At 53.1% G+C, this 23070-nt stretch carries 16 protein-coding genes; 5 read left to right on the forward strand and 11 right to left on the reverse strand.

From position 1 onward, the window contains the following. Positions 1–100: 100 nt before the first annotated feature. Positions 101–619 carry a hypothetical protein gene (locus tag K7G70_RS01940; RefSeq protein WP_223786906.1) on the forward strand — a complete coding sequence of 173 codons (519 nt, stop codon included), beginning with the start codon at positions 101–103 and terminating at the stop codon, positions 617–619. 12 nt (positions 620–631) lie between these two features. On the opposite strand, the gene K7G70_RS01945 is transcribed toward K7G70_RS01940, so the two are convergent. The 3 genes from K7G70_RS01945 to K7G70_RS01955 form a co-directional block, all read right to left on the reverse strand. Beyond that, a complete protein-coding gene (locus K7G70_RS01945; RefSeq protein WP_223786907.1) occupies positions 632–976 on the reverse strand; it encodes a PAN domain-containing protein in 345 nt (114 codons plus the stop codon). Positions 977–1013: 37 nt separating this feature from the next. Beyond that, positions 1014–2435: a leucine-rich repeat domain-containing protein gene (locus K7G70_RS01950; RefSeq protein WP_223786908.1), complete on the reverse strand. Its 1422-nt coding sequence runs from the start codon at positions 2433–2435 to the stop codon at positions 1014–1016. 169 nt (positions 2436–2604) lie between these two features. Continuing rightward, positions 2605–3030: a hypothetical protein gene (locus K7G70_RS01955; RefSeq protein WP_223786909.1), complete on the reverse strand. Its 426-nt coding sequence runs from the start codon at positions 3028–3030 to the stop codon at positions 2605–2607. Between the two features lie 145 nt (positions 3031–3175). Here K7G70_RS01955 and K7G70_RS01960 point away from each other — a divergent pair, with 145 nt between their 5' ends. After that, entirely contained in the window at positions 3176–3709 is a 534-nt protein-coding gene (locus tag K7G70_RS01960) for an ECF-type sigma factor (RefSeq protein ID WP_223786910.1), read from the forward strand. A 22-nt stretch (positions 3710–3731) separates the two neighbouring features. Continuing rightward, positions 3732–6158, forward strand: a complete 2427-nt coding sequence (locus tag K7G70_RS01965; protein WP_223786911.1) for a serine/threonine-protein kinase — start codon at positions 3732–3734, stop codon at positions 6156–6158. Positions 6159–6207: 49 nt separating this feature from the next. Here the strand turns inward: K7G70_RS01965 and K7G70_RS01970 are convergent, their stop codons facing one another. Then, the gene (locus K7G70_RS01970) at positions 6208–6981 is read right to left on the reverse strand and encodes a hypothetical protein (protein WP_223786912.1); all 774 of its coding nucleotides are present in this window, start codon (positions 6979–6981) and stop codon (positions 6208–6210) included. A 180-nt stretch (positions 6982–7161) separates the two neighbouring features. Here K7G70_RS01970 and K7G70_RS01975 point away from each other — a divergent pair, with 180 nt between their 5' ends. Next, positions 7162–8649 (forward strand): amidohydrolase family protein, encoded by a 1488-nt coding sequence (locus K7G70_RS01975; RefSeq protein WP_223786913.1) that lies wholly within the window; start codon positions 7162–7164, stop codon positions 8647–8649. Here the strand turns inward: K7G70_RS01975 and K7G70_RS01980 are convergent. Beyond that, on the reverse strand, positions 8622–10304 hold the full coding sequence (locus K7G70_RS01980) for a hypothetical protein (RefSeq protein WP_223786914.1): 1683 nt from the start codon (positions 10302–10304) through the stop codon (positions 8622–8624). The two genes, K7G70_RS01975 and K7G70_RS01980, sit on opposite strands and share 28 nt — an antisense overlap. Before the next feature lie 184 nt (positions 10305–10488). On the opposite strand from K7G70_RS01980, the gene K7G70_RS01985 reads away from it, so the two are divergent. After that, positions 10489–10911 (forward strand): VOC family protein, encoded by a 423-nt coding sequence (locus K7G70_RS01985; protein ID WP_223786915.1) that lies wholly within the window; start codon positions 10489–10491, stop codon positions 10909–10911. Positions 10912–10934: 23 nt separating this feature from the next. Here K7G70_RS01985 and K7G70_RS01990 read toward each other — a convergent pair whose 3' ends face one another. From K7G70_RS01990 to K7G70_RS02015, 6 genes are all read right to left on the reverse strand, one after another. Beyond that, positions 10935–11312: a diacylglycerol kinase gene (locus K7G70_RS01990; RefSeq protein ID WP_223786916.1), complete on the reverse strand. Its 378-nt coding sequence runs from the start codon at positions 11310–11312 to the stop codon at positions 10935–10937. Further along, positions 11305–12756: an aminomethyl-transferring glycine dehydrogenase subunit GcvPB gene (gcvPB, locus tag K7G70_RS01995; protein WP_223786917.1), complete on the reverse strand. Its 1452-nt coding sequence runs from the start codon at positions 12754–12756 to the stop codon at positions 11305–11307. Before gcvPB ends, K7G70_RS01990 begins: the two co-directional genes overlap by 8 nt. Positions 12757–12766: 10 nt before the next feature. Beyond that, positions 12767–14836, reverse strand: coding sequence for a TonB-dependent receptor plug domain-containing protein (locus K7G70_RS02000; protein ID WP_223786918.1), 2070 nt, complete (start codon positions 14834–14836; stop codon positions 12767–12769). 143 nt (positions 14837–14979) lie between these two features. Continuing rightward, entirely contained in the window at positions 14980–17634 is a 2655-nt protein-coding gene (locus K7G70_RS02005) for a hybrid sensor histidine kinase/response regulator (protein ID WP_223786919.1), read from the reverse strand. 190 nt (positions 17635–17824) lie between these two features. Next, positions 17825–22171 (reverse strand): glycosyltransferase, encoded by a 4347-nt coding sequence (locus tag K7G70_RS02010; RefSeq protein WP_223786920.1) that lies wholly within the window; start codon positions 22169–22171, stop codon positions 17825–17827. Between the two features lie 86 nt (positions 22172–22257). Then, on the reverse strand, positions 22258–23013 hold the full coding sequence (locus K7G70_RS02015; RefSeq protein WP_223786921.1) for a hypothetical protein: 756 nt from the start codon (positions 23011–23013) through the stop codon (positions 22258–22260). Between the last annotated feature and the right edge of the window lie 57 nt (positions 23014–23070).

Here is a 23070-nt window from a genome sequence, read left to right on the forward strand (position 1 = left end):
TTGTAGCGGCAGCCCAAGCCAGAAGACAACCACCATGCCGGGGATCAATTGCCGGCGGTTTGTTTTGCGTCAATCCCAGACCAGGTGTAACATGAAATTCATGAGAAGATTGGTCATGTCATGGCTGTGCCTGTTCAGCGGTTCCCTTTGGGCCCAGTTTCCGCCGCTGGAAATCAGCCTGGATCAAGTCAACGCTGCCCCATCCGCATGGGTTGAGATCTCGGTGCGGGCCGGCAGCAACTGGCTCAACATCACCGAACTCAGGGGCACTTTGGGTTTTGACGAGTCAATCATTGACCAACCGGTGGTGGTGTTTTGGGGTTTGACAGATCCAAGCCAGGCCCTGTTTCAAGATGCCGGTCATGCCATCACTTTTGAATGGGCCTCTTTGATCACCGTCGGCCCCAACTTGAACTTGGGTGACGTGGTGTTCACTTTGCGTTTTCAGGCCAAGTGTCGACCCGAGGCGATGACGGCATTGAATTTGCTGTCCACCCCCGAGCCGTTGTTTTGGGCCAATGGTTTTGGTTGGACCGGCAATAATTTTGCCATCATTCCCGGTTCAGTCACCGTCGAGACCAGCAGCGAGTTGGTCTTTTGTGCAGGGTTTGAACCATGAGTTACAGTGCGGTCAACGCGACTCAATGACCCCAGTGGCGCCGCCGGCATAGGCGGTTTTCTCACCGTTTTCCAGCATCAGTTGGGGTGAAAGTTTGCAGGATGCTGGGCTGCCAAAGCGACCCGGTTTGAAGCTCCACACCACACAGGCTTGGGCGGCCTCACAGGCTTTCATGCATTGAGCGGCATCGGCCACCGCGCCTTTCGCTGGTTGTTGCTCATTGGGCAGGTAATACTGGCTGAAATCGGCATCTGCTGGCATGTTGTGTATGTGATCTTGATCCATGGCTTGGGCCGCAGCGGCCAAGCCGATCAAGGTGCAGGCGGCTAAGATCATGTTGGATTTTCGGTGTTGCATGATTATTCTCCGGTTGGGTGTTGATAAAAACAAACAGTCAGTCATAGGTGATGGAAACGCCGGTGGCAACATCACTGCCGACCAACAACAAATAGCGATCGGCCATGGGTATCAAGTTGGCCGTGAATGTCACCGGTTGACCAGGTAAGGCTTGGTACACCAGGTATCCATGCCTTTGTAAATCAGCCTGGGTTGGTGGCTCGGGTTGCGGGTGGTCGACGAAAATGGCGGCCATTTGCCAAAAGTCGAGTTTGACCGGGCTGTAGACCATGAAAGTGCCGTCGTTCACCTGTGCTTGACCGGTGATGGTCACTTGGCGTTGCTGATACAACAGGTCATCGGTCTGGGCCAAAGGGATGCGCATCAAGCCCTGAATTTCGTCGATGCGGATGTGGCCACTGAGATCAGAGGTGCCAGACAGGCTGAAGTGTTGAGACGATTGTTTGTGCAAGCCCAAAGCCTTGCCATTCACCAATTTGGGCAGTTGTTCGGTGAATTGGACGCCAGCCATGTATTGTGCCATCAAGCCCTCGGCGATGGCCAGTTGGCTGTCTTCATCGATGGCGGCAAAGACTTTGTCATCCAGCGCGGTTGGCAGGATTTTGGGGCGGCGTTGGAACTGTACCCTGTGCAAATCAGGCAAACCCACCAGTGGGGCCAGATCGATAATGGTGGTGTTTCGCAGATCGAGGGTTTTGAGCTGTGGTGGCAGGTGGTCGGCAGCCATGGTCATCAATGGGTTGTCATCCACGCTCAAGGTTGTCAACGCCGTTAAGGCTGATAAATCGGGCAAAACCCGCAGCTGGTTGTGACTCAAGAACAGTTCTTTTAATTGTGTCAGTGGTACCGCAAAAGACACGGTTTGCAATTGGTTGTCACGGATGTCCAGCCGCGATAATTGGGGCCAGGAATGCCCGAAATCGATGGCAGTCAGGTCAGTGTGACGCAAGGTCAGGGACTGCAGATTTGACAGTCCGGCCAAGCCTTGCCAGTCTTTGATGGGGGCATAATACAGCGCCAGCTCGGTCAGCTGGGGGCATGTGGTCAAAAACCCCAAAGCCAAAGGCGCAGCGGGCTGGCCATTGATCCGCAAATGCTGCAATTGCTCAGGACAGGTCGATAACTGGGTTTGTGCTTGCAGCGACAGCTCCAATGATCGCAAGGATGTTAAGGCATCCAGTCCAGCGGTGGCGGTGACCCCTTTGGCCTTGATGGCCACCACCTGCTGATGTTCGGTGAGGACCGAATAAGCGCCTTGGTGGTGATCGGTGCCAAATTGGAACTCATCTTCGGACCAGCCGTTGACTTGCATCCATTGTTGCAAAGCCTGGGTTTGATCCGGGGCCAAGTTCACGACTGGCTTGTTGTTGGCTGAGGTGGTTTCACTTTGACAGGCCAGCAAGGCCGCCATGAGGCAGCCAATGGCGGTCCAGCGCAGCAGTTGATGTGTGGTGTTCATGATGGTGGCTCACAGGTTGGTTAATCACAAATGATGCCGTCAAAGGATTCAATAAACAAGTCATCTTCATTGGTCAATTGTGCATGGTGATCACTTCGGCCCGCTGTGGTCGACCTGGTATTCGCCGCTCCGTGGCCGAGCGGTGGTTCGGATCATACCTGGAGCGTGATCAGTCGATGTCGCCCAAAGCCATGGTGCCATTGATGTCCAAGAATGCCAGTTGCGCGGTGCGATCACCATCAAATTTGACGGTTTGGATGTACCAAGTGCCTTCACTCTCGGGCTCTTCGGCAAACTGGGTCAGCACATAGCTGTTTTTACCATTCATCAACTTGCTCAATTGATAGCAGGTTGAGTTCAAGACACTGCGGTCTTCGCCTTCGGCCGAGGCCAAGTCTTTGAATTTGCGGTCTCGATCGGAGCCATTGTAGACCACCAGGCCAGCGGCGTCGCTGTAGTCTCCGCCTTGGTCAGAACAGGCCTTAACCAGTTTTGACAGGTTGTTTTCCACCCGCTCTTGAGGGGTGCCGCTTTCACCACAGGCGCTGAGTAATACGGTGGCTGCGATCAAGGCAAAAAGTTTTCGGGTGTTCATGTTGTGCTCCTCTTGGAATTTATTTGCTTACTGAGATAAACAAGTCAGGTGCTGGGACACTGACAGTTTTTTTGCTGTATGGCTTGTGATTGCAATATAACCGCTGTTTTGATAGGCTAATTGGCAATGACAGCGTGCGTTTCACATGGACTCAGCCAACTTAACCCAGCTATTAAACAACGACCAATCCGCTTTGACCCAAGACCAGCACAAGGACATTGAAGCGGTCTACCAACGGTTGAAAGAAATAGCCCGCACCCAACGGTTCAAAGTCAAAGGCACCGGCATCAACACCACCGCCTTGGTCAATGAAGCCTGGCTAAAAAGTCAAAAACAAGCCAAGACCTTCAATGACCGCAACCACTTCTTCGCTTATTCGGCATTGGCGATGCGGCACATCCTGTTGAATGAAGCCAAGAAAAATCAGTTGATCACCTATGTGGAAGAAACCGACCAGCTGCACCAGCCGGTGTTCAAAGAATCCAGTTACTTGTTGGACTTGGAAAAGCAACTGCAGCGGCTCAAAGCCTTTGATGAAAAGCTGGAACAGGTGTTCACTTACAAATTCTTTGGTGACATGGAGTTTGCTGACATCGCTGAGGTGATGCAGGTCAGTGAGCGAACGGTGTTCCGTAACTGGAAAAAAGCCCGCGCCATGTTGGCCGTGGCCATGCAATGAATCCCACCATCAGATCTTTGACATGACGCCAAAAGACCTCGAACAATTGTGGCAACAAATCAATGCGGAATTGGATCAGGATGAGGACATTGAGCTGGATGCCTATTTGCGCAACAAAGGTTGTTCCCGCGTTGAACTGAACGCTTTGAGCGACCATACCCCCAACCTGATCAACCACACTTTCCTGGATGCCGATTTGCACGATCAGCAACTGCACAACAAATACAAAATCATTCAACAAATTGACTCCGGTGGGCAAAGTGACATTTACTTGGCCGCTCGGTCTGATGGGGTGTATCAACAAACGGTGGTCATCAAGTTCATTTCCGGTCAATTTGACCACCCCTCCTTGAAACAACAATTTTTGCAGGAAATGCAGTTGTTGGCGGACTTGCGCCACCCGGGGGTGGTGACCATCATTGATGGCAACATCACGGCGCAGGGAAAACCCTGGCTGGTGTTGGACCACATCGATGGCTTACACATAGATCAACACGTGAAACGGCATGGTTTGAACACCGAAGGGGTGGTCAAGTTGATGATGGACTTGTGTGAGACCTTGCAGTTTGTACACAACCGCCAGGTGTTTCACAAAGACTTGAAACCCGGCAATGTGTTGGTCAACAACATCAATGACGTGCCCTATCCGGTGTTGATAGATTTTGGCATCGCCATGCAGCAAGGTGATCAGGTGGCCATGAATTTTGGCACCCGCGGGTACAGCGCGCCGGAACAAATCAAAGGCCAAACGGTGGACCAGCGCACCGATTTGTATGCCTTGGGCGTGTTGTTTGGGCATTTGTTGCTGACCCGTCAAGGCCAAGCCACGGCGCTGACACATGCCGATGACTTGCGACAGGCGATGGTGGCGGCCGATGTGCCCAAAGATTTGCGCCGGGTGATCAGCAAACTGACCGCTGTCGACCCGGCCAAACGTTATCCCAGTGCCGATGCCCTGCGCTCAGACCTGAGCCTGTGGCAACAAGGGTTCCCCTTGAGTTTCGATAACCACAAGTTGACAGCGGTGGTGGCCAAATCGGTTAAGCGCCATCCCTGGGTCACTTTGGGGCTGGTGATGGCGCTGGTTTCAGCGGTGTTTTTCACCATCAAATACACCCGCGATACCCACCACTTACAACAGCTGACCATTGCCGAAAAAAATGCCACCGATGAATTGATGAATTTCATGCTTGATGACCTGTATGAGAACCTGGAGCGCATTGGTCGCATCGATGTGTTGCAGAGTGTGGTCAACCAAAGTGTCGACCATTTGGGCAAACAGGATCCGCTGACCTTGGACCAGGCCGGCCATTTGCAAGCAGCCAAGGCTTACGCCAACACCGGTCGCGTGTTCGACTACCTGGAACAATCAGAGCAAGCGCAAAGCATGTTTCGGAAGGCCGAAAAACATTTACAACAGGCTTTGGAGGCCGGGGCCGACCCCTTGGACCACCTGCCTTTGCTGGCCAACTTAAAGGTCTATGAGAGCCAGGTATTGGTATCTGCCGGGCAAGAGCAAGCCACCGAGCGGGTGCTGAATGAATCGATTTTGGCCATGCAGCAACTGCTGTTGTTGGACCCAAGCAGTTCGCAACTGCCGTTGTGGGAAGCCAGTATGGAGTTGGGTTATCATTACATGGAGTATGCCCGGGATGAGTCGGCGGCCCAAGTGGCCAACACCGTGGCCATCACGCAGCGCCAACTGGCCAACAACCCTGAGGATGCCAATTGGTTGTATGCCAGCTCCCAAAGTTTACAAATGAAAGCCTGGTATGAATTGGATTATGGCGAGTTGAGTCAGGGCATCACCGACCTGCTGTTGGCCATCGAACACGCCCAAGCCAGCATGGCGTTGGACCCAGAAGACCTGAAAAAACAACACAACCAACGCATTTTGTACAACCAATTGGGCTTTTTCTATTTGGAAGACCAACAGTTGGAGCCAGCCCAACAGGCGGTGTTGCAAGCCATTGAATTGGGTGATGCCCTGAAACTCAAAGCCCCGTTCAACCAAGAGTATGAGCGCGAACATGCCTATTCTTACGGCACGGCGGGTGAAATTTCTCAGCAATTGGGCGATTTGGACGCGGCCTTGCGGTATTACCAATTCACTTTGGCCACCACCCAAGAATTGTACGCTGCGGACCCCTTGAATTATTCAGCCGCCAATGACTTGGCGGTGGACTTGTTGCTGGTGGCTGATTTACAACAACAACTGGGACAAACTGCCGAGGCCCAGGCCCAGTTTGCGGCCGTGGATGCCTTGTTGCAACCAGTACATGAAGCCGAGCCCAACAACAAATACTATGCCCACACTTTGTTGGTGACCAAACTGCAGCTGCAACGATGGGCCGAGGCCAAAGCGCTCTATGAATTGGCCAAGAGCAATGACATGGTGGATGGCACCGTCAAGGCCTTGTTGGCAAAACACCAGTTGGACTGGCCATAAAAAAAGGGCCCGGTGGGGCCCTTTGGATCATCCTGATAAGGGGGTTTGATCAAAAGTTAAAACTGAACCAGATACCGAAGTCACCATCGCCATGACGCCAGCCGTCGTGATAGGGATAGTAGGTGTAGTAATTGCGGTAAAACCATTCATCATGGTAGTCCATGCACCACATGCCTTCATGCCAGTGACCGTAGCCATAACCCGGCCGGTCGAAATAATGGCCCAGTCCCCGCAAGGGGCGATAGCGGTAATAATCATCATAGTACACATTGTAGTGATACAGGTGGCGGTAATGGTTGCGCAAGTGCTTGCGGTATTTCTTCATGCGCTTTTTCCACTTTTTGTAGTGCCGTTTGGGCTTGTAGTAGTTGTGCGCAATGTAACCACCGCGATCATACCGGTCATAGCGGTTGTGGCGATTGTAACCGCGGTCATGGTAATGGTGGTTGCGGTCATCAAAATGCCGGTTGCTGCGGTAATCACCATTGAAACCGCGGTGGCCTTGGCGATTTGAATGGTGTTGGCCATGGGCATGCTGGTTTCCATGACCGTGTCGAGCTTGGTCATGCTTGTTTTTGTGGTGCTTGCGCTGATGGGCTTCGTGCCGTGAACCATGGGCACCCTTGGGGCTGTGGTCGCGGTAACCCCCACGCTGGTGTTGGTTGTTGTGCTTGTGTGAGCGCTGTTGTTTGTTTTGCTGTTGATTGTGGTGTTGATGTTTGTTGTTGTGGCCCCGATGACCGCCATCTCTGGAGCGATCTGCCAAAGCCGAAGCACTGAATGCCAGAGCGGTTACCAAGAGCAAGGATTGCAAAGATTTCATGATTGAATCTCCTGTTGTTACTGTGGAATCCAATTTAAGGGTGGCGACTGAATCGAAACTGAATCGCTGATTTCTGTTCAGACAGCGTTAAGCTTGGCAGGGCCGTGGTATTCGACTGGGTCTGGAGAAAAGCCACCCGGATTGCTACAATCAAGGTCATTTCCCAGCCAAGAGCCACCCATGAAAACCTTTTTGACCTTAACACTTTTTTGGACCCAGTTGTTGTCGGCCGATGTTTCACTGCATCAACAACAGCATGAAGAACTGTTGATCACCAATGCCATGGTGGTGGTTGGGGTGGGCACACCCGCTGAAGGCCCTTATGACATCCACCTCAAAGATGGCCTGATCGAGGCTTTAAGCCGGTCCAAAGTCGATGCCGAAATCCGCCAACAAGGGATCCAGGAATTGGATGCCCGGGGCGGCTATGTGCTGCCCGGATTCATCAACATGCACGCCCACAGCATGACCGAACGGGCCGATATTGACATGCCGCAACCGTATCAACATTACCTGTGGTTGGCCAGTGGCATCACCACCATACGGGATTTGGGCAGTGATTTGGAAACCACCTTAGGGCACCGCCAACTCAGTGCCCAACACCGCATCATCGCACCGCGCATCTTGGTGTATCCTGGGATTTGGGGCAACCACCGTGAAGCAGAACTGCAAAAAATCATCAAAGGTTATAAAAAACAAGGCGTGGATGGTTTGAAATTTGGCATGATGGATCGACAAACCTTTATGGCCGCCTCGGCATTGGCCAAAAAACACGGGCTGCCGGTGGCCAACCATGTGGGGGTGGAAGACATGACGGCCTGGGACAACATGAGCGCCGGTACCACCAGCATCGAACATTGGTATGGGGTGCCTGATGCGGCCTTGAAAGGGGTGCAAAAATTCCCTGCGGACATGAATTATTCCAATGAATTGCACCGCTTTCGCTATGCCGGGCGGCTGTGGCGTGAAGCCGATCCAGACAAGCTGGATCGGGTGTTGCAAGGCTTGGTGGATGCGGGGGTGTCTTGGGACCCAACACTGGTGATCTATGAAGCTTCCAGAGACCTGCAGCGGGCCATTACCTCACCTTGGTTTCAGGATTACTTGCACCCAGGGCTGGAAAAATTCTTTCAGCCGGATCCTGAATCACATGGTTCATTTTTTTGGGGCTGGACCAGCACCGACGAAGTGTTTTGGAAAGAAAACTACCAAATCTGGTTCCAAGCCTTGCGCGACTTCGCTGACAAGGGTGGCATCATCACCACCGGTGAAGACGGCGGCTACATTTATCAATTGTTTGGCTTTGGCTATTTGCGCGAACTGCAGCTGCACCAAGAAGCGGGTTTTCACCCCTTGGAAGTGATCAAACACGCCACCATGAATTCAGCGCAGGTATTGGGCTTGGGAGACCGCTTGGGCCAGGTGCGCATAGGCTATGTGGCTGATTTGGTCGTAGTCAATGGCAACCCTTTGGCTGACTTGTCGGTGCTGTTGCCTCGAAACATCCCACCACTGACCGGCGATGAGACCACCGGTGGCATCACTTGGACGATCAAAGAGGGCATCCCGCACCACGCCCCGACCTTACTGCAAAAGGTTCGGGACATGGTCAAACAGGCCCGCGCTGAGCACCCGATCAACTACTTGGTCAAACCACGCGGGTTTTGACACAATTGATTGTGTGATCTGTCATCCACGCGGTACAAATCAAGGTCATAGGTATCGGTGCTGGTTACGATGTTGGCCGACAGCCGGTCACAAGCCGTCATGGTAAGCTCCAAGTTGGCAAAAGGGGTCTGGTTGGGGGTGGCATCGGCGGCGAATAAACCAATCCCATCGTATTGAAAGACATCAACGGATAAAGTGCTGATGGGCCTGTTCAATTCGGCATTGCCAGCAAACCAAAATGGCTGGCCATCCAAAAACGTGTACCCCGTTACAAAGACATATTCAGAGCCGTTGTTGCGTTGAGCCACTTGAATCACCAAGCCTTGGTTTTCTAAGGTGGGGTCAATCCATGCACCCTTGGTGATGGTGCCAATATCGGGCGTGTCTTCGATCTCATAAATCATGTTGTTGGTGGCGACCACAATTCGATCGGATTGGCCGTCAGCCAGAACCCGTGCATCAGGTCCCAATGGCAGTGACAAAAACAGGGTGTCCGCTGCAAAGGGGTTCAGCAAAACGTTGGTTGTGATCAGACCGTTGGCTTGGGCATAGGTGTTGGTCAGCAGTGACGCAGAATTGGTTGATCGTGCAGTGAGTGGCTTGGTGCGTGAATGATATAGAGCCAAAGGTAAATCTGGCAGCTGGCGGGCCAGTAAGCGCGTGGTGACCAAGGCATCTGAGTCATCTGGACGGGTGGTGTCAATGGCAATATAAGGCCCCACAGAATACCAGTCTGTGATGACCAAGGATGGGTCATCAAAATCAACAAATGTGGCATCCACAGCATCACCAGCTTGGTTGAGGCGTTTGATTTCATACCCGGCTGCTTGGCCACCGGATTGCCTGACATACAAACGCCCTTCGTGCATCAATAAATCGTGGGTAAAATTGGCTCCCAACAGGTCATTCAGTGAAGTGATTTCACCGGATGCAGCAATCCGCCACAAGTCAGTCCCATCATCGAAATTGGGCACCATGGCATAACAGGCCGTTTCGTCACCCACCAAACGGATGGTGGCGTCATCGGCGTCATCAGGAATAACGAGATCAATGGTGGAAGTGCCCCCTTGATCGGAACGAACCAACACCAAAACGTCATTGACCAGACTCACGCCAATGATGTGGTTTGTGGTGTAGGCACAAAGGTCATTGATTGAGTTTCCGACCAGAGCCACTTCGTGAACCACGGCCTGTTGTCCATCGGTGACCACATACCGGTTGTTGATGGCTTCCACCATGTAAAGCAAATCATTGCTGGTATTGAATTCGGGATAAACTACTTCCGGGTAAACCAAGGCTGATCCAGCGGGGGTGCCGTCGGTCTGCCACAGTTTGGTTTCTCCGGCCTCTTTGTGCAGAAAAAACAAGGTGTTGTCTTGTTTGAAGTAAGTGGGGCTGTCATTTGACTGCACCAGCTCACCGGCCACCAATTTTTCTATTTCTTGGCTGTCAAGGTCCCAAGCGTATAGTCCGGGTTCCGCCTGATTGATCAGAAAGAAAGTGTGCGAGTAAATCAGCCGGTCTCCCAACAACTCAGTCGAATTGGGTACCAAGTAGATTTGAGATTGGCTGGGGTCGAGTTTTTGATTCAAGGTGAACGCGCTGGGTGTTGCCACCCACAGCATTGCCAGGATCAAAGTCAGGTGTTTGTACATATGAAGCTCCTTTGTGTTATTAATTAAGTCCAAAATACCAAGATCATCGTAAAACGACAGACCCCATTGTTGAATGATTGTTCAAAATAACTGGATTGACATCAGCATCGATTTGATTGCTTGGAAAATGATTGTGCTGCTTGGTTTGATTCATTATCATGGTTGCTTTTGGAAAAACTGCACAATGAAATACCTGCACACCATGATCCGGGTTAGAGACCTGGATGAATCGCTTGATTTTTTTGTCAACAAACTGGGGTTGGTCGAGCACCACCGCAAAGAGGTGCCAGCAGGTCGTTTCACTTTGGTGTTTTTGCATGCGCCGGGGGATGAATCGGCCATGGTAGAGTTGACCTTCAATTGGGACGAAACCGAGGGCTACAGTGAGGGCCGCAACTTTGGCCACCTGGCTTACTCGGTGGCAAACATCTATGCACTGTGTCAACAGTTGATGGATCAAGGGGTGGTGATCAACCGCCCGCCACGCGATGGGCGCATGGCCTTCATCCGCAGCCCGGACAACATCTCGATTGAGTTGCTGCAGCAGGGTGAAGCCTTGCCCCTGCAAGAGCCGTGGCAGTCGATGGAGAATCAGGGCAAGTGGTGAATGTCAGGGGTTGTAAAATGGCCTTAGGCCAATAAATTTTGGTAACCGATCACGCCCCAGGTTAAGGCCACCATCAGCAGCGCGATGAATACCGCTGCCGAACCCATGTCTTTGGCCCGCCCGGCCAATTCATGGTGCTCATCACCACAGACCATGTCAACCACGGCTTCGATCGCTGAATTCAGGATTTCCACCAACAGCACCAATAAACAAGAGCCGATCAACAGGATCAGTTGCAAGCCAGTGGCGGCCAGGAAAAAAGCCGCGGGGATCAAAATGGCGCACAGGTAGACTTCCATGCGAAAGGAGGCTTCGGCCCGGTAGGCCGCTTTCAGGCCTTGCATGGACCACTGGAAAGCCCGGTAGATTTCCTTCGGTCCACGAAAGCCTGAATCAGGCATGGATCTTGTGCACCACGTTGGGTTGTTTCACCGCTTTCACCTCGTCCAAACGGCGACGCGGGGTGGTGTAGGGTGCGGCTTTCAACACGCCGATGTCGTCTTTGGCTTGCTGTAAGATCTTGGCCATGGCTTCGACAAAGGCATCGATGGATTGTTTGGATTCGGTTTCGGTTGGTTCGATCAGCAGGCATTCGGCCACCAACAAGGGGAAGTAAACGGTGGGTGCGTGCATGTCTTCGTCCAACAAAGCCTTGGCCAGGTCGCTGGCGGTCAGACCCAGATCCTTGGCTTGTTTTTTCAAAGTCACAATGAATTCATGGCTGGCCCGACGGTTTTTGAAGGCCAAATCAAATCCCACTGCTTGCAAGCGTTTCATCAGGTAATTGGCATTCAAGGTGGCGAACTCAGAGATGCGCTGCATGCCTTCGCGGCCATTGAGCAGGGCATAGACATAAGCCCTGAGGTTGACCCCGGCATTGCCGGCAAAAGTCGACAACTGACCAATGGATTTGGGTCGGTCTTGGGCGGTTACAAAATGGTATTGGTCGTCGGTTTTGCCGACGAATGGCACCGGCATGAAGGGCAACAAACGTTCACTCACGCCAATGGCGCCCGAACCCGGGCCGCCGCCACCGTGTGGGGTGGAGAAGGTTTTGTGCAGGTTCATATGGATCACATCAAAGCCCATGATGCCGGGATTGGTTTTACCCAAAATGGCATTGAGGTTGGCGCCGTCGTAGTACAACAGGCCGCCGGCGGCGTGGACTTTCTCGGCAATCACTTTGATCTGGCTTTCGAACACCCCCAGGGTCGATGGGTTGGTCAGCATGATGCCGGCCGTTTGGGGGCCCAGTGCCGCATCCAGTGCGTTCATATCGACGTTGCCGTTTTCATCGGTGCGGATTTCTTTGACGCGGTAGCCACACATGATGGCGGTGGCGGGGTTGGTGCCATGCGCCGCATCCGGCACGATGATCTCCTTGCGCGCAAAATCCTGGCGATCGTCGTGATACGCCTTGATCATGGCCACCCCGGAGAACTCGCCTTGGGCGCCGGCCATGGGCGTTAAAGACACGCCTTTCATGTTGGTCACGGCTTGCAGGATCTGTTGCAAATGATACATGCAAGCCAGATAGCCTTGGGACAAGCTGACGTGGGCCAAGGGGTGACGGGCCAAAAACTCGTCCTTCATGGCCAATGAATTACACGCCCGTGGGTTGTATTTCATGGTGCATGAGCCCAAGGGATAGAAGTTGGTGTCGATGGCAAAATTCTTTTGGCTCAGTTGGGTGTAATGACGCACCACATCCAACTCACTGGCTTGGGGCATGCCCAAACGGGAGCCGCGTTGATAAGCCTCGGGGATCAGGTGGGACACATCAACTTCGTTGGGGGATTGGGCGGTCGCTGTGCGACCTGGTTTGGACTTGTCAAATATCAACATGATTCATTGCCTAAAAATCATAATAAAAGGAAACGTGGTAGTTTCTGCCTGGGGCATCCAATCCCGACGCGTGTTCGCGGTATTTTTTGTCAAAAATGTTTTCCACACCCAGTCTCACCTGACCATTGATGCTGTGGCGCCAGGTGAAGTGCGTATCATATACCACAAAACCACCGGTGCCAAATGGATTGATGCGTGGGTCGGTCAAATCCCGGGCGCTCAAGCGGTCTTGGGTGTTGGCATAGCGCACCTGTGAGCGCACCACCCACTCATCACTGAGGTCTTGTTGATAGCCAACCACCCCAAAGGCAGGTGGGATGCGGTCAGCCGGTCCTTCGCCATCGGTGGTTTCTTCGGTGCCGTGGGTGTAGGTTAAGTTGGTGAACAAATGGCCGCCGTTGTCGAAATAGTAATTCAGTTCAGCCTCCAAACCATAGATGTCCACCTCGTTGATGTTTTGCGATTGCACCACAGCCAAACCATCGTCAGTCACCGCACCGGTCTCCACCGAGGCGATCACGTCCTGATAGCGGGAGACGAAAGCCACCACTTCGGCTTGCCAGCCGTTGCCGGCGTGTTTGTAGCCCAGGTCCAAAGAGATCACCGATTCCGGTTCCAGATCCGGGTTGATGATGTTGAAGCGGTTGCCCGAACGTTCGCCGACTTGGCCCAAGTCAAAGATGTTGGGTGGTCTGAAACCGCGGCCGACATTGGCAAACAGGCGGTCCTGGTCATTCAGTCGGTACAGCCAGCTGGCATGCCAGGTCAAATCGGTCAGGCTCAGGCGGTCGTTGTCAATATCGGGGCTGTTGAGATCGATGTCGTAATCACTGAAACGCAGTCCGGTGGAAAACTCATGGTCACCCAGGTATTGGTGCCAATCGGCAAACACCGCGATTTGTCGCATGCTTGAGCCATCAGGATAACGCGGGTCTCGGGGCACTTCGGTGCCGTCTGCCAGCACCCGTTGGCGCGCGCTGGTGATGGTGTCGTGGTAGGTGTCAATGCCGTACACCAACATGCTTTCATCACTCATGGCGCGGTTCCAGTCAGCCTGAAAAGTGAACAAGTCACTGTGGTTTTGTTCGGTGTCGGTGCGGCTTTCTGACCGTGGCATGCTGAACCGGTTGTCGGTGATTTTCTGGAATGCCAGGTGGTAATTGGCCATGTCATACCAGCGGGTTGGTTCAGCAGTGGTGTGTTTCAAATGGGCAAATTGGCGCTCATTGGGTTGAAACAGGTAAACCGCTGATTCGGGTTCGGTCTCGCCAAAGCCAGCCACCAGATTATCCACCCGGGGCGTGGCCGGTTGGTGGGTGTATTGAATGTCAAACACCCAATGTGAGCTGTTGGAGGTGTTGAGCACCCATTTGTTGTTGAATGAGCGGGCGGTGTAAGCGGTGAAAGGAATGGTTTGGCCAGAACCGGTGGTGCGTTGGCCAATGTCTTGGTAGCTGAGGCCAAAGGTGCTGGCGATTTTGTTGTTGCCAATGTCACCACCGACATGTGAAATCCATTTTTCATCGGCACTGTCCCAGGAGCTGAATACCTGACCGGTCATTTCCCAGTCTGGGCTGTAAAATTCGGGGGTGTGGGTCAGGACATTGACCACACCACCCAATGCATCACCACCGTACAGCACCGAACTGGGGCCTCTGACCACTTCAATCTGTGAGGTCATGAAGGAATCCACCAAGGCCAGGTATTGATTTGGCGCGTTGCGGAAGAAGGCGGTGTTGACCCGCATGCCATCGACCAAATGCACATTGCCTGAACCTTTCAAACCACGGATGAAAGGGATGCCTTGACCCGGGGTGGTTTGTTGGATGTAAACGCCGGATTCCTGGCGCAACAAATCGGGCAACAAGGTGTTGGGTTTGTTCTTGATTTCATCGCGGGTCACCACCGACACGGCCACAGCACTGTCGTTGGTGGTGGTGGCGGTTTTGCTGGCGGTGACTTGCAGCGGTGCCAGGTTTTCGATCTGGTCCTCATCCGGTGCGGGCGTGTGGGTCTCGGGGTTGTCTTGCACCCCCCAGCTGGAGCCAGTCACAAACAACAAAAGGTAACGAAATTTCATCAGGTATTTTGCGGTCAAAGGGAGGGTAATTTACTATGGGAGAATGGCAATATCAACCAACCAAAGGTAATCATTTGCCGCCTAATGAAAACAGGGCAGTTATCTGAACAGAAGCTGAACGAAACCGGGTTGGGCGGTCGGTTTCAGGCGGTTTCTTGCAGTTGTTTTTGGTACTTCCTGATCTCGTTCACCGTCAACACATAAGCCTTGCGGGCATTTTGGATGTTGTCGATCACTTCCTGCTCCAGTTCTTCAATGGCAGCGGCTTCCACTTTCTTGCAATAATGGCTGAAGCCGGTGGCGCCGATGTTGGCCCCGGTCGACTTCAAAGTGTGGGCGATTTGTCGGGCGGCGGCAAAATCTTGGGTTTGGTTGAAGGTGTTGAGTTGGTTCAACATACCGGGAGATTCTTGTTGGAACAAATCCAACAAGGAATTGGTTTCATCGCCCATGAAGGAGCGGATTTCAGACAAGGCCCGGGTGCTGAGCCACTTGGAATTGACCTTGTCGTTGGCCATGGGCTTTGGGCTTTGTTCTTGATCGGTGCCTTTGGGGGCCGATTTTTGTGCCGCCAATGGGTCCCATTTTTTCAGGGTTTTTTCCAAAATGTAGCGGTTCAGTGGTTTGGACATGTAGTCGTCCATCCCCGCATCCAAACATTTTTCTTTGTCGCCCAGCATGGCATTGGCCGTCATGGCAATGATCGGTGTGTGGTTGAGGTTGTTGTTGGCTTCGTATTTGCGAATGCGCTTGGTGCAGAAGTAGCCGTCCATCACCGGCATCTGACAATCCATCAATATCAAACGGTAGCGGGTTTTCTTGGCCTTATTCAGGGCCACCATGCCGTTTTCTGCAACATCAAAGGGGAAGCCGATGTAGTCAATCAGCTTTTGTGCCACCTTGAGGTTCACTTCATTGTCCTCAACCAACAAAATGGTGTCTGAAATGTCGCTGACATCCACCGGTTCTTTGGCGGCCGGTGCGGCTTCTTCCGCAGGATCTTTGGCCTCGGTTTCATACGATTCGTCATCACTGTCAGGGGCTTCGTCCAGCTCCATAACTTCTTCGGGATAATAGCGCCGTTCAAATTCGCCTATGACCAGTTCAATTTCCTTGTCAGGGTGCATGATCTGGATGTTTTTGTATTGTTTGATGCCAGCGATGTGCCCACCGGTGGTGATGGCACAGATCCAGACATCATCCAACTCACCTTTTTCAACCAACAACAATATTTGTCGCAGGGTTTTGGCATTGGTGTCGAAATCAATGAACAGCAAGGTGGTTTTGCCATCCTGGATGCCGCGGGCGGCTTGAATTCGAGACAAGGCATGTTGGTAGTTCAACGACGTTTGTACCGGTAACAGGGCTTTTTCCAAGGAGGCTTGAATGCGTTTGAACAACACCGGGTTGGTGTTCAACAACACCGCCTGATGTTGGTGGACTTCGGTGCCACCGTGCAAGGCATCACCGGCCGATTTGGTGAACGGAATTTCAAACCAAAAGGTGCTGCCCACCCCTTTTTTCGATTCCACACCCATTTGTCCTTTGAGCAATTCAACGATTTTTTTGCTGATGGCCAAGCCCAATCCGGTGCCGCCGAATTTGCGGGTCGATGAATTGTCCCCTTGGGTGAAAGCGTTGAACAATTTTTCCACTTGATCCGGTGCGATGCCGATGCCTTGGTCTTTGACCGAAAAACGAATCAATTCCTTGGTGGTGAAGTTTTTGACCTTCTTCACATCGACCTTGATTTTGCCATGGTCGGAAAACTTGATGGCATTGGAAAGGATGTTGGTCAACACCTGTCGGACCCGAATTGGATCACCGCGCAACAGGGGATTGATCTGGTCATCGATGTTGACCGAAATTTCCAGGCCTTTGCGTTCGGCCGATGAGCCCAATGAATCCAGCACTTCTTCCACCACCTTGCGCACCTTCAGACCGGTGACTTCGGTGGTCAGTTTACCCGCTTCAACTTTGGAGTAATCCAGCAAGTCGTCGATCAACTTCTGCATTTGGGTGGCTGAGGTGTGGGCGGTGGTCAAATAATCTTTTTGGAAGGCATTCAACTCCGTGTCCATAACGATGTCAATCAACGGCACGATGCCATTCAATGGGGTGCGGATTTCGTGGCTCATGGTGGCCAGGAACTCCATTTTGGCCATTTCTGCTGCCGACAAGTCGACCTGCAGGTTTTTGATTTGTTCTTTCAACACTTTAATTTCGTGTAAAGCGTCTTCGGCTTTTTTCACTTGCTTGGCCAGGCTGGCTGGCAAGGGTTCGTTCTTTTTCCGTTGTTCTTTATCCGGTCGCAATAACCAGCGAGTGGCGGTCACCATAAAGGCCGCAGTGATCAACAGCAACAAGGCGAACACCAAAGGATGGGATAAGCCCAACTGATTGGCTGGTTGCAACAGCAGCAAGGCCAACACACTGAGCACCGGTAAACCCAAGGCCATGGCGGTCTTTTCCAGGTTCAAATCGCTGAACAGCAACACCCCGGTCACCCAGGTCATCAACAAAGCCACGAACAGCGGCACATGCACCGGATCAATCAGCCAAAACCCCAAAGACAACCACAAACTGCCCACCACCGGCACGATCCAATTAACTTTGTTGGCAAAGTCTTCATCAAAACGGTCTTTGATGACTGGAAAGGTGTAGCCCCAACCGGCTGCCATGGTGATCACCAACAGCAACAAGGGAATTGATAATTGGGCGCCTTCGACCCATGCCAACAGAAACATCAGCAATGTCAGCACGCTCAGCAGCAATTTTTTGTTTTTTAACTCACCCATCTCATCCTACCCTCTGATTCTCTGGCTGGTTCGGGAAGTGGCCAGCCACCGCACACAGCGGCATGTGTTGTGTGTTTTTTAGGTGTCAAGGTATATGATTGTAGCCAAATATCAATCAGGTCTAAAGTTTTTTTTAACCACATTTCAAGGAATGTGACCTAATTGGTTGAATCCGGGTGCTTTTTTGGGCTCAAACACCACCTTTGTTCGGCATCAAATCGGCAATGGTGTTTTTCGCGGCTGCAAAAGAAAACCACTTTTCAACGTTTTCCAGGCCGCCTTTGGACAATTGTTCCCACAGCGTTTGCGATTGGTAAAGCTCGGTCACCGCTGCGGCAAAAGCCGCGGCGTCATCAGCCATCATCACGTCATGGCGGTGTTGGGTATACATGCCTTCCACGGCCACATGGGTGCCGACCACGGGTTGACCATAACTCATGCTCATGTTCACTTTGCCTTTGACCCCGGCGCCAAAGCGCAAGGGTGCCACGGCCAATCTGATGCCGCGCATCAGCGGTTCAATGTCAGCCACAAAGCCGTGAAACTCCACATTGGGGTGGTCGCCGAGTTGCACGACTTCGGGTGGTGCTTTGGAGCCAATGATGTGCAGTTTCAAGGCTGGAATTGACTGACAAATGGTGGGCAGAATGTCTTCAACAAACCACAAAATACCGTCGACATTGGGGGTGTGTTGGTAACCACCTATGAACATGATGTCGCGGCTTTGTTCATACCCCACATGACCCCCATGGATGGCATGGATGTTGGACAACACCGCCACCTCGATGTCGGGGTTTTCTTCGTGCATCACTTGTTTTTCATAGGGGCTGACCACCAGGGTCAAATCACAAGCTTGGGCCACGGCGTATTCTTTTTGTTTGGTGGTGGCCGCCGCTTTGACCGCCGCTGCATCGCCCGCCATTTCCGCCATGCGCCCTTCGCGCAGGTAATGCAGGTCCACCGTGTCAAACCAGATTTGGGCTTTGGGGCAGTAGCTGCGAATCATCGGCATCACCGGTTCTGCCACATAGTAACGGCTGAGGATCACCAAATCGTAATACCGGCCTTTGGCTTGTAAATAATCCACCGCAGAGCCGTATTTGGGGGCATAGATACAGGCCACGCCCAGCCTTTGCAGGTCTTGGGTGTAGGCATCAAAAAAGGCCATGTTCTCCGGCATGAAGCTGACGTGATGGCCCAATTCCGAATAGATTTGCATCAGGTTCATCATGCGCAAGGAACCCGAATCCTGGTCCGGCGTGGGGGTGCAGGCATCCAGGATCAACACCCGGGGTGGCTGCTGTTGAAAACGGGCCAGTTCAATGTCGGTGCCCGGTTGGGGTTGTTGGGACAGGGCCGTTGCCCATTTGTCGAGGAATTTTTGTTGGTTGATGACCTGGTATTTTTTGGTCCCTGAGTTGAGGTCGGTGCCCGAAGAAATGCCTTCGAAGTGGATCACCCGACTGAGGGGTTGGTAATAGACTTTCAAGCCGGCTTGGCGCACGGCAAAAGCCAAGTCGGTGTCCTCATAGTAAGCCGGTTTGTAGCGTTGATCAAACCGACCCAGCTGTTCAAACAAGTCCCGGCTGATCATGATGCTGGCACCACTGATGTAGCTCACTTCGCGCAGGTGTTGGTATTCCGGCGCATCGGGAGAGTCCAGCCGCCCATAGTTCCAGCCAGAGGCGTCACTGAAGACGATGCCGCCGGCTTCTTGCAAACGGCCATCTGGATACAACAGCTGGCTGCCGACCAGTCCGGCCTGTGGTTGTGCGGCAAAGGTTTTGACCAGGTTGTCCAACCAACCATCGAGCACCTCGGTGTCATTGTTCAAAAACAACACATACTGGCCTGCAGCCATGGCCGCGCCGGTGTTACAAGCTTCGATGAAGCCGCCATTTTCGGCTTGTCGGTGGTAGCGAATGCCGTCGATTTGTGGGCAGGCTGTGGCGGTTTCATCACTGGAACAATCATCCACCACAATCACTTCAAATGGTGTTTCATCGGCCAGTCGCGACAGGGATTGCAAGCAGTGATTGGTGTGTTGAAAGTGGTTGTAAACCGGGATCACCACACTGACCACAGGTTGTTCGGCGCGCGGCACACTGAAGGGCTGAAAGTCCTGTGGCAAGTTGTGGGCCGTGACTGGAACCGCAGCGGGCGGTTTTTTAAGCTTGTTTTTGGCCAGTTGCGCGGTTTGTTTGAGACCGCGGGTTTTGAGGCTGTTGATCACCCGACGGGGCAATGATCGCAGCTGTTTGAAACGGAATTTCACGGCGTTGCGTTTGTGTCTGGCATAGGTGGTGAAGCGCCGCAATGGGGCGGTGTACCGCCAGGATCGGCTGTTGAGGGTCTCTTGCAGTTGGCCCTGAATCGTGCTGTTTGCAGCGTGCAATTGGTCGATTTGTTGGTCCAAATGTTGGTTGTGCGTGCGGGCTTCTTGCAGTTCCTGTTGCAAGCCATTGATTTCGCCTTTGAAGGCATTGACCGCCTGTTCCAACTGTTGGATGGCTTCGGTTTGTTCGGTGGTGACCTGGGTTAAATGGTCGTTTTGTGTGCGTTCGAGCGCCAGATTTTCGGTCAGGTGTTGGTTGTGCTCGTCCAATTGTTCGGCCCAGCTGATCTTGGTGGACAAATCTTGTTCCAGTGACCCAATGCGTTGCTTTTGTTGGGCCACATCGAGCCGGCTTTGGCCCCAAAGTGCGGTTTTGGCCGCTGGGTCCAACAACCCGATGCTGTGGTACTCAGGCGATTTGGGAGCCAAATCTTTGAGCAAGTTCTGATAGGCCAAGACCACGGTATCGGTGGTCGGTAAGGTGGTTTGTAAAGCCTGTTGGTGGACCCGTTCCAAGGCGTCAGGTTGTGTGCTCAGGGTTTGGATCTTGTCGACCATGGCCGTGGCCTCTGCGGGTACCAACCAACCGTTGTGATCGTCTTCAATGCGGCTGACAAAAGCGCCCACTGCGGTGGCCAACACCGGCACCCCCAGGCTCAGTAATTCAGACAGGGTGTAGCTGAAGGTTTCAGCAGTGATGGAAGTCAGCAACGCCAATTGCGGTGACAGCTCATTGACCAAGCGACCCAGGTCAGCCATGTCGTATTGTTCGATCACTTGGGTGTTGGGCAAATCGGCCATCAGCTTGCCATGCTTGCCGGCACCCAACAAGATGAATTGCCAGTGCAAGGCATCGGCCAGTTGGTCCACACATTGGCGCAACAAGGCCTCTCCTTTGGGTTGGCTGATGCGACCCAACACCAATATTTTGAAGGGTTTGGCCGTGGCTTGGTACCGGATTGCCGGCAATTCGGTCGCGGCGTGGGGGATGATCTGGGTTTTGGCAAAACTGCTGGCATGGGGCAGTTTCAGGTGGTTGGTTTTGACCGACACATCCGGTGCGATGACGGTCACATTGCTGGCCGCCAAACAGTCGTTGTGGGCCTGTTGCCAGTGATCCAAGGTGTCGCGGTCTATGCGGCCAAAGGGTTCATCGGCGCTGCGGTCCATAGCCAGTTGCAGGTCGTCTTCGGTCACCTTGGCTTGATCCAACTGGGCATTGAGGCTGGGCCAATGGGGAAAATAATCGTGCAACACCCGCCAGGTTGGTAGGCCGGTGCGCAAACAGTCCATGGCATGGCCAATCAAGGACGACACCACCACCAAATCCACCGAGTACCGCGACACCAAGTGACGCATCATTTGCGCGTATTCTGGGTGCTCGGTGGCGGTGGCGGCGATCGGATCACTGAAGTGAAACTCTTGCACCAGCAGGCCATCGGTGTGGCCCCAATACAGCAAACAGCGTTCGCCTTGGCGCTGCCGAAAAAACTCGCCGGCGCTGATGAGCACCCAATGGTTGAATTCTGGGTGGTTGTTGATGAAATCATTGGTCCAGCGATGCACCCCGCCACCCCAGTCCATGACCACATGCAACACGGTGTTGGTGGGGTCCAGTCCGGGATAGCCAGCCGCTCCATGGTCAACGGCCCAATTGGCCAAAGCCGCTTGCACCGCGGCCAGCGGATGGGCCGGTAAGGGGTGTTGGTCACCGACGTCAATGGCTTCCGGGGGTGACAATGGGCCTTTGGCCGGTGGCACATCAAGCACCAGGTTGTTCACCGCCACCGACCAGCCAGGGCTTGCCATGGCGGCCTTGTGACGCCAGGCCATGCCATGGGGGTTGGTCACCTGGATGCTGAAAAAGCCCGGATCTTGCAGCAAGTAAATGGCCTGGTCCAGGCTTGGCAAGTCGCCGGCAAAAGGGTGCCGGATGGGAGACAGCTCCGGGTGTTGTAAGCTCAGGGCTGAAACCTGGTTCACCTCGGGATTGTCCAGCAGCGGTTGACACAAGCGGGTCAGCCAATGGGGCGGTAAGACAGCCTGCTCATTGACCAGCACCACCATGCGGTCGGCCGGCACCTGTTGTTCAATCAGCTGCCTCAGGTCATCATTGAATGAAGGCAGGGTGCTGTACAACGCAAAATCAGACTGCTGATCCTGTTGGCTGTTGTAATGAACGATGTGAACATTTTTTGGCATCCGCGCATTCTACCAAAATTCATCCCCCCCCGGGCTGTCTAATGCAGTCGGTTGCTGCCACCGATCATGGGCCGCGGCGCGGTGAATCACTGCAGCATTTCAGTCGGCAAGGCTTGTTGTTGATACCCCTCGGGCACTTGAAAGGTCTGGGCGCCCAAGGTGCCGTGATCGACCGCCACCAGATAGGCTTGTTCTGAACCCATGCGGTAGTACACCGGCAACACCTGGCCAATTGAGGCAAAATTCATGCTTTGGTCTTGACCGAATTGGGCGGCCATTTTTTCGGCGGTTTTCATGAAGGCACTGATGGCTTGGTATTCCGCTGTCGACACCCCCAAAGCGCTGTAATCAGTGACACAAAAATCACCGCTGGCTTGGCCATTCACGGTTTTGATGATGGTCTCACAAGCAAAACCGTTGTGACTGGCTTGTTGGCCTGACCGACTGTATTCTGGCACCGGGGCTGCTTTGGGCATCTGTTGTTTGATCATGTTTTCCATCATGCCACGCATTTGTTCGCGTTGGCCGGCCGGTAATTGGGCCAATTGTTCCGCCAGCATTTTGTCCACCATGGCCGACACATCGGACAAGGCAGCAATCTCCTTGACGCCAAACAGCAGGTAACTTTGCTCGGGGTGATTGACCACCGTGAAGGTGTTGGTTTGGGCGTTGAAAATCAAGTCGGTGCTGGTTTCACTTTGGTTGGTGATTTTGCTCATGCCGTCGCTGAGGTAGATGACGCTGCTGGTTTGCCCATTGGCATCATGGTAAGTCAGGGTGGTGTCGGCGTGGGCCAGGCCGCTGCAGGCAGCGAAGGCCAAAAACAATGGCTTTGATTTCATGGTGGTCCTCTGGATATGAATGGCAGTTGCCCATTGTAGGCATTTACTTTGAATCTC

Origin of the sequence: Marinicella meishanensis (genome assembly GCF_019931145.1) — a bacterium.
GTDB classification, from domain to species: domain Bacteria; phylum Pseudomonadota; class Gammaproteobacteria; order Xanthomonadales; family Marinicellaceae; genus Marinicella; species Marinicella meishanensis.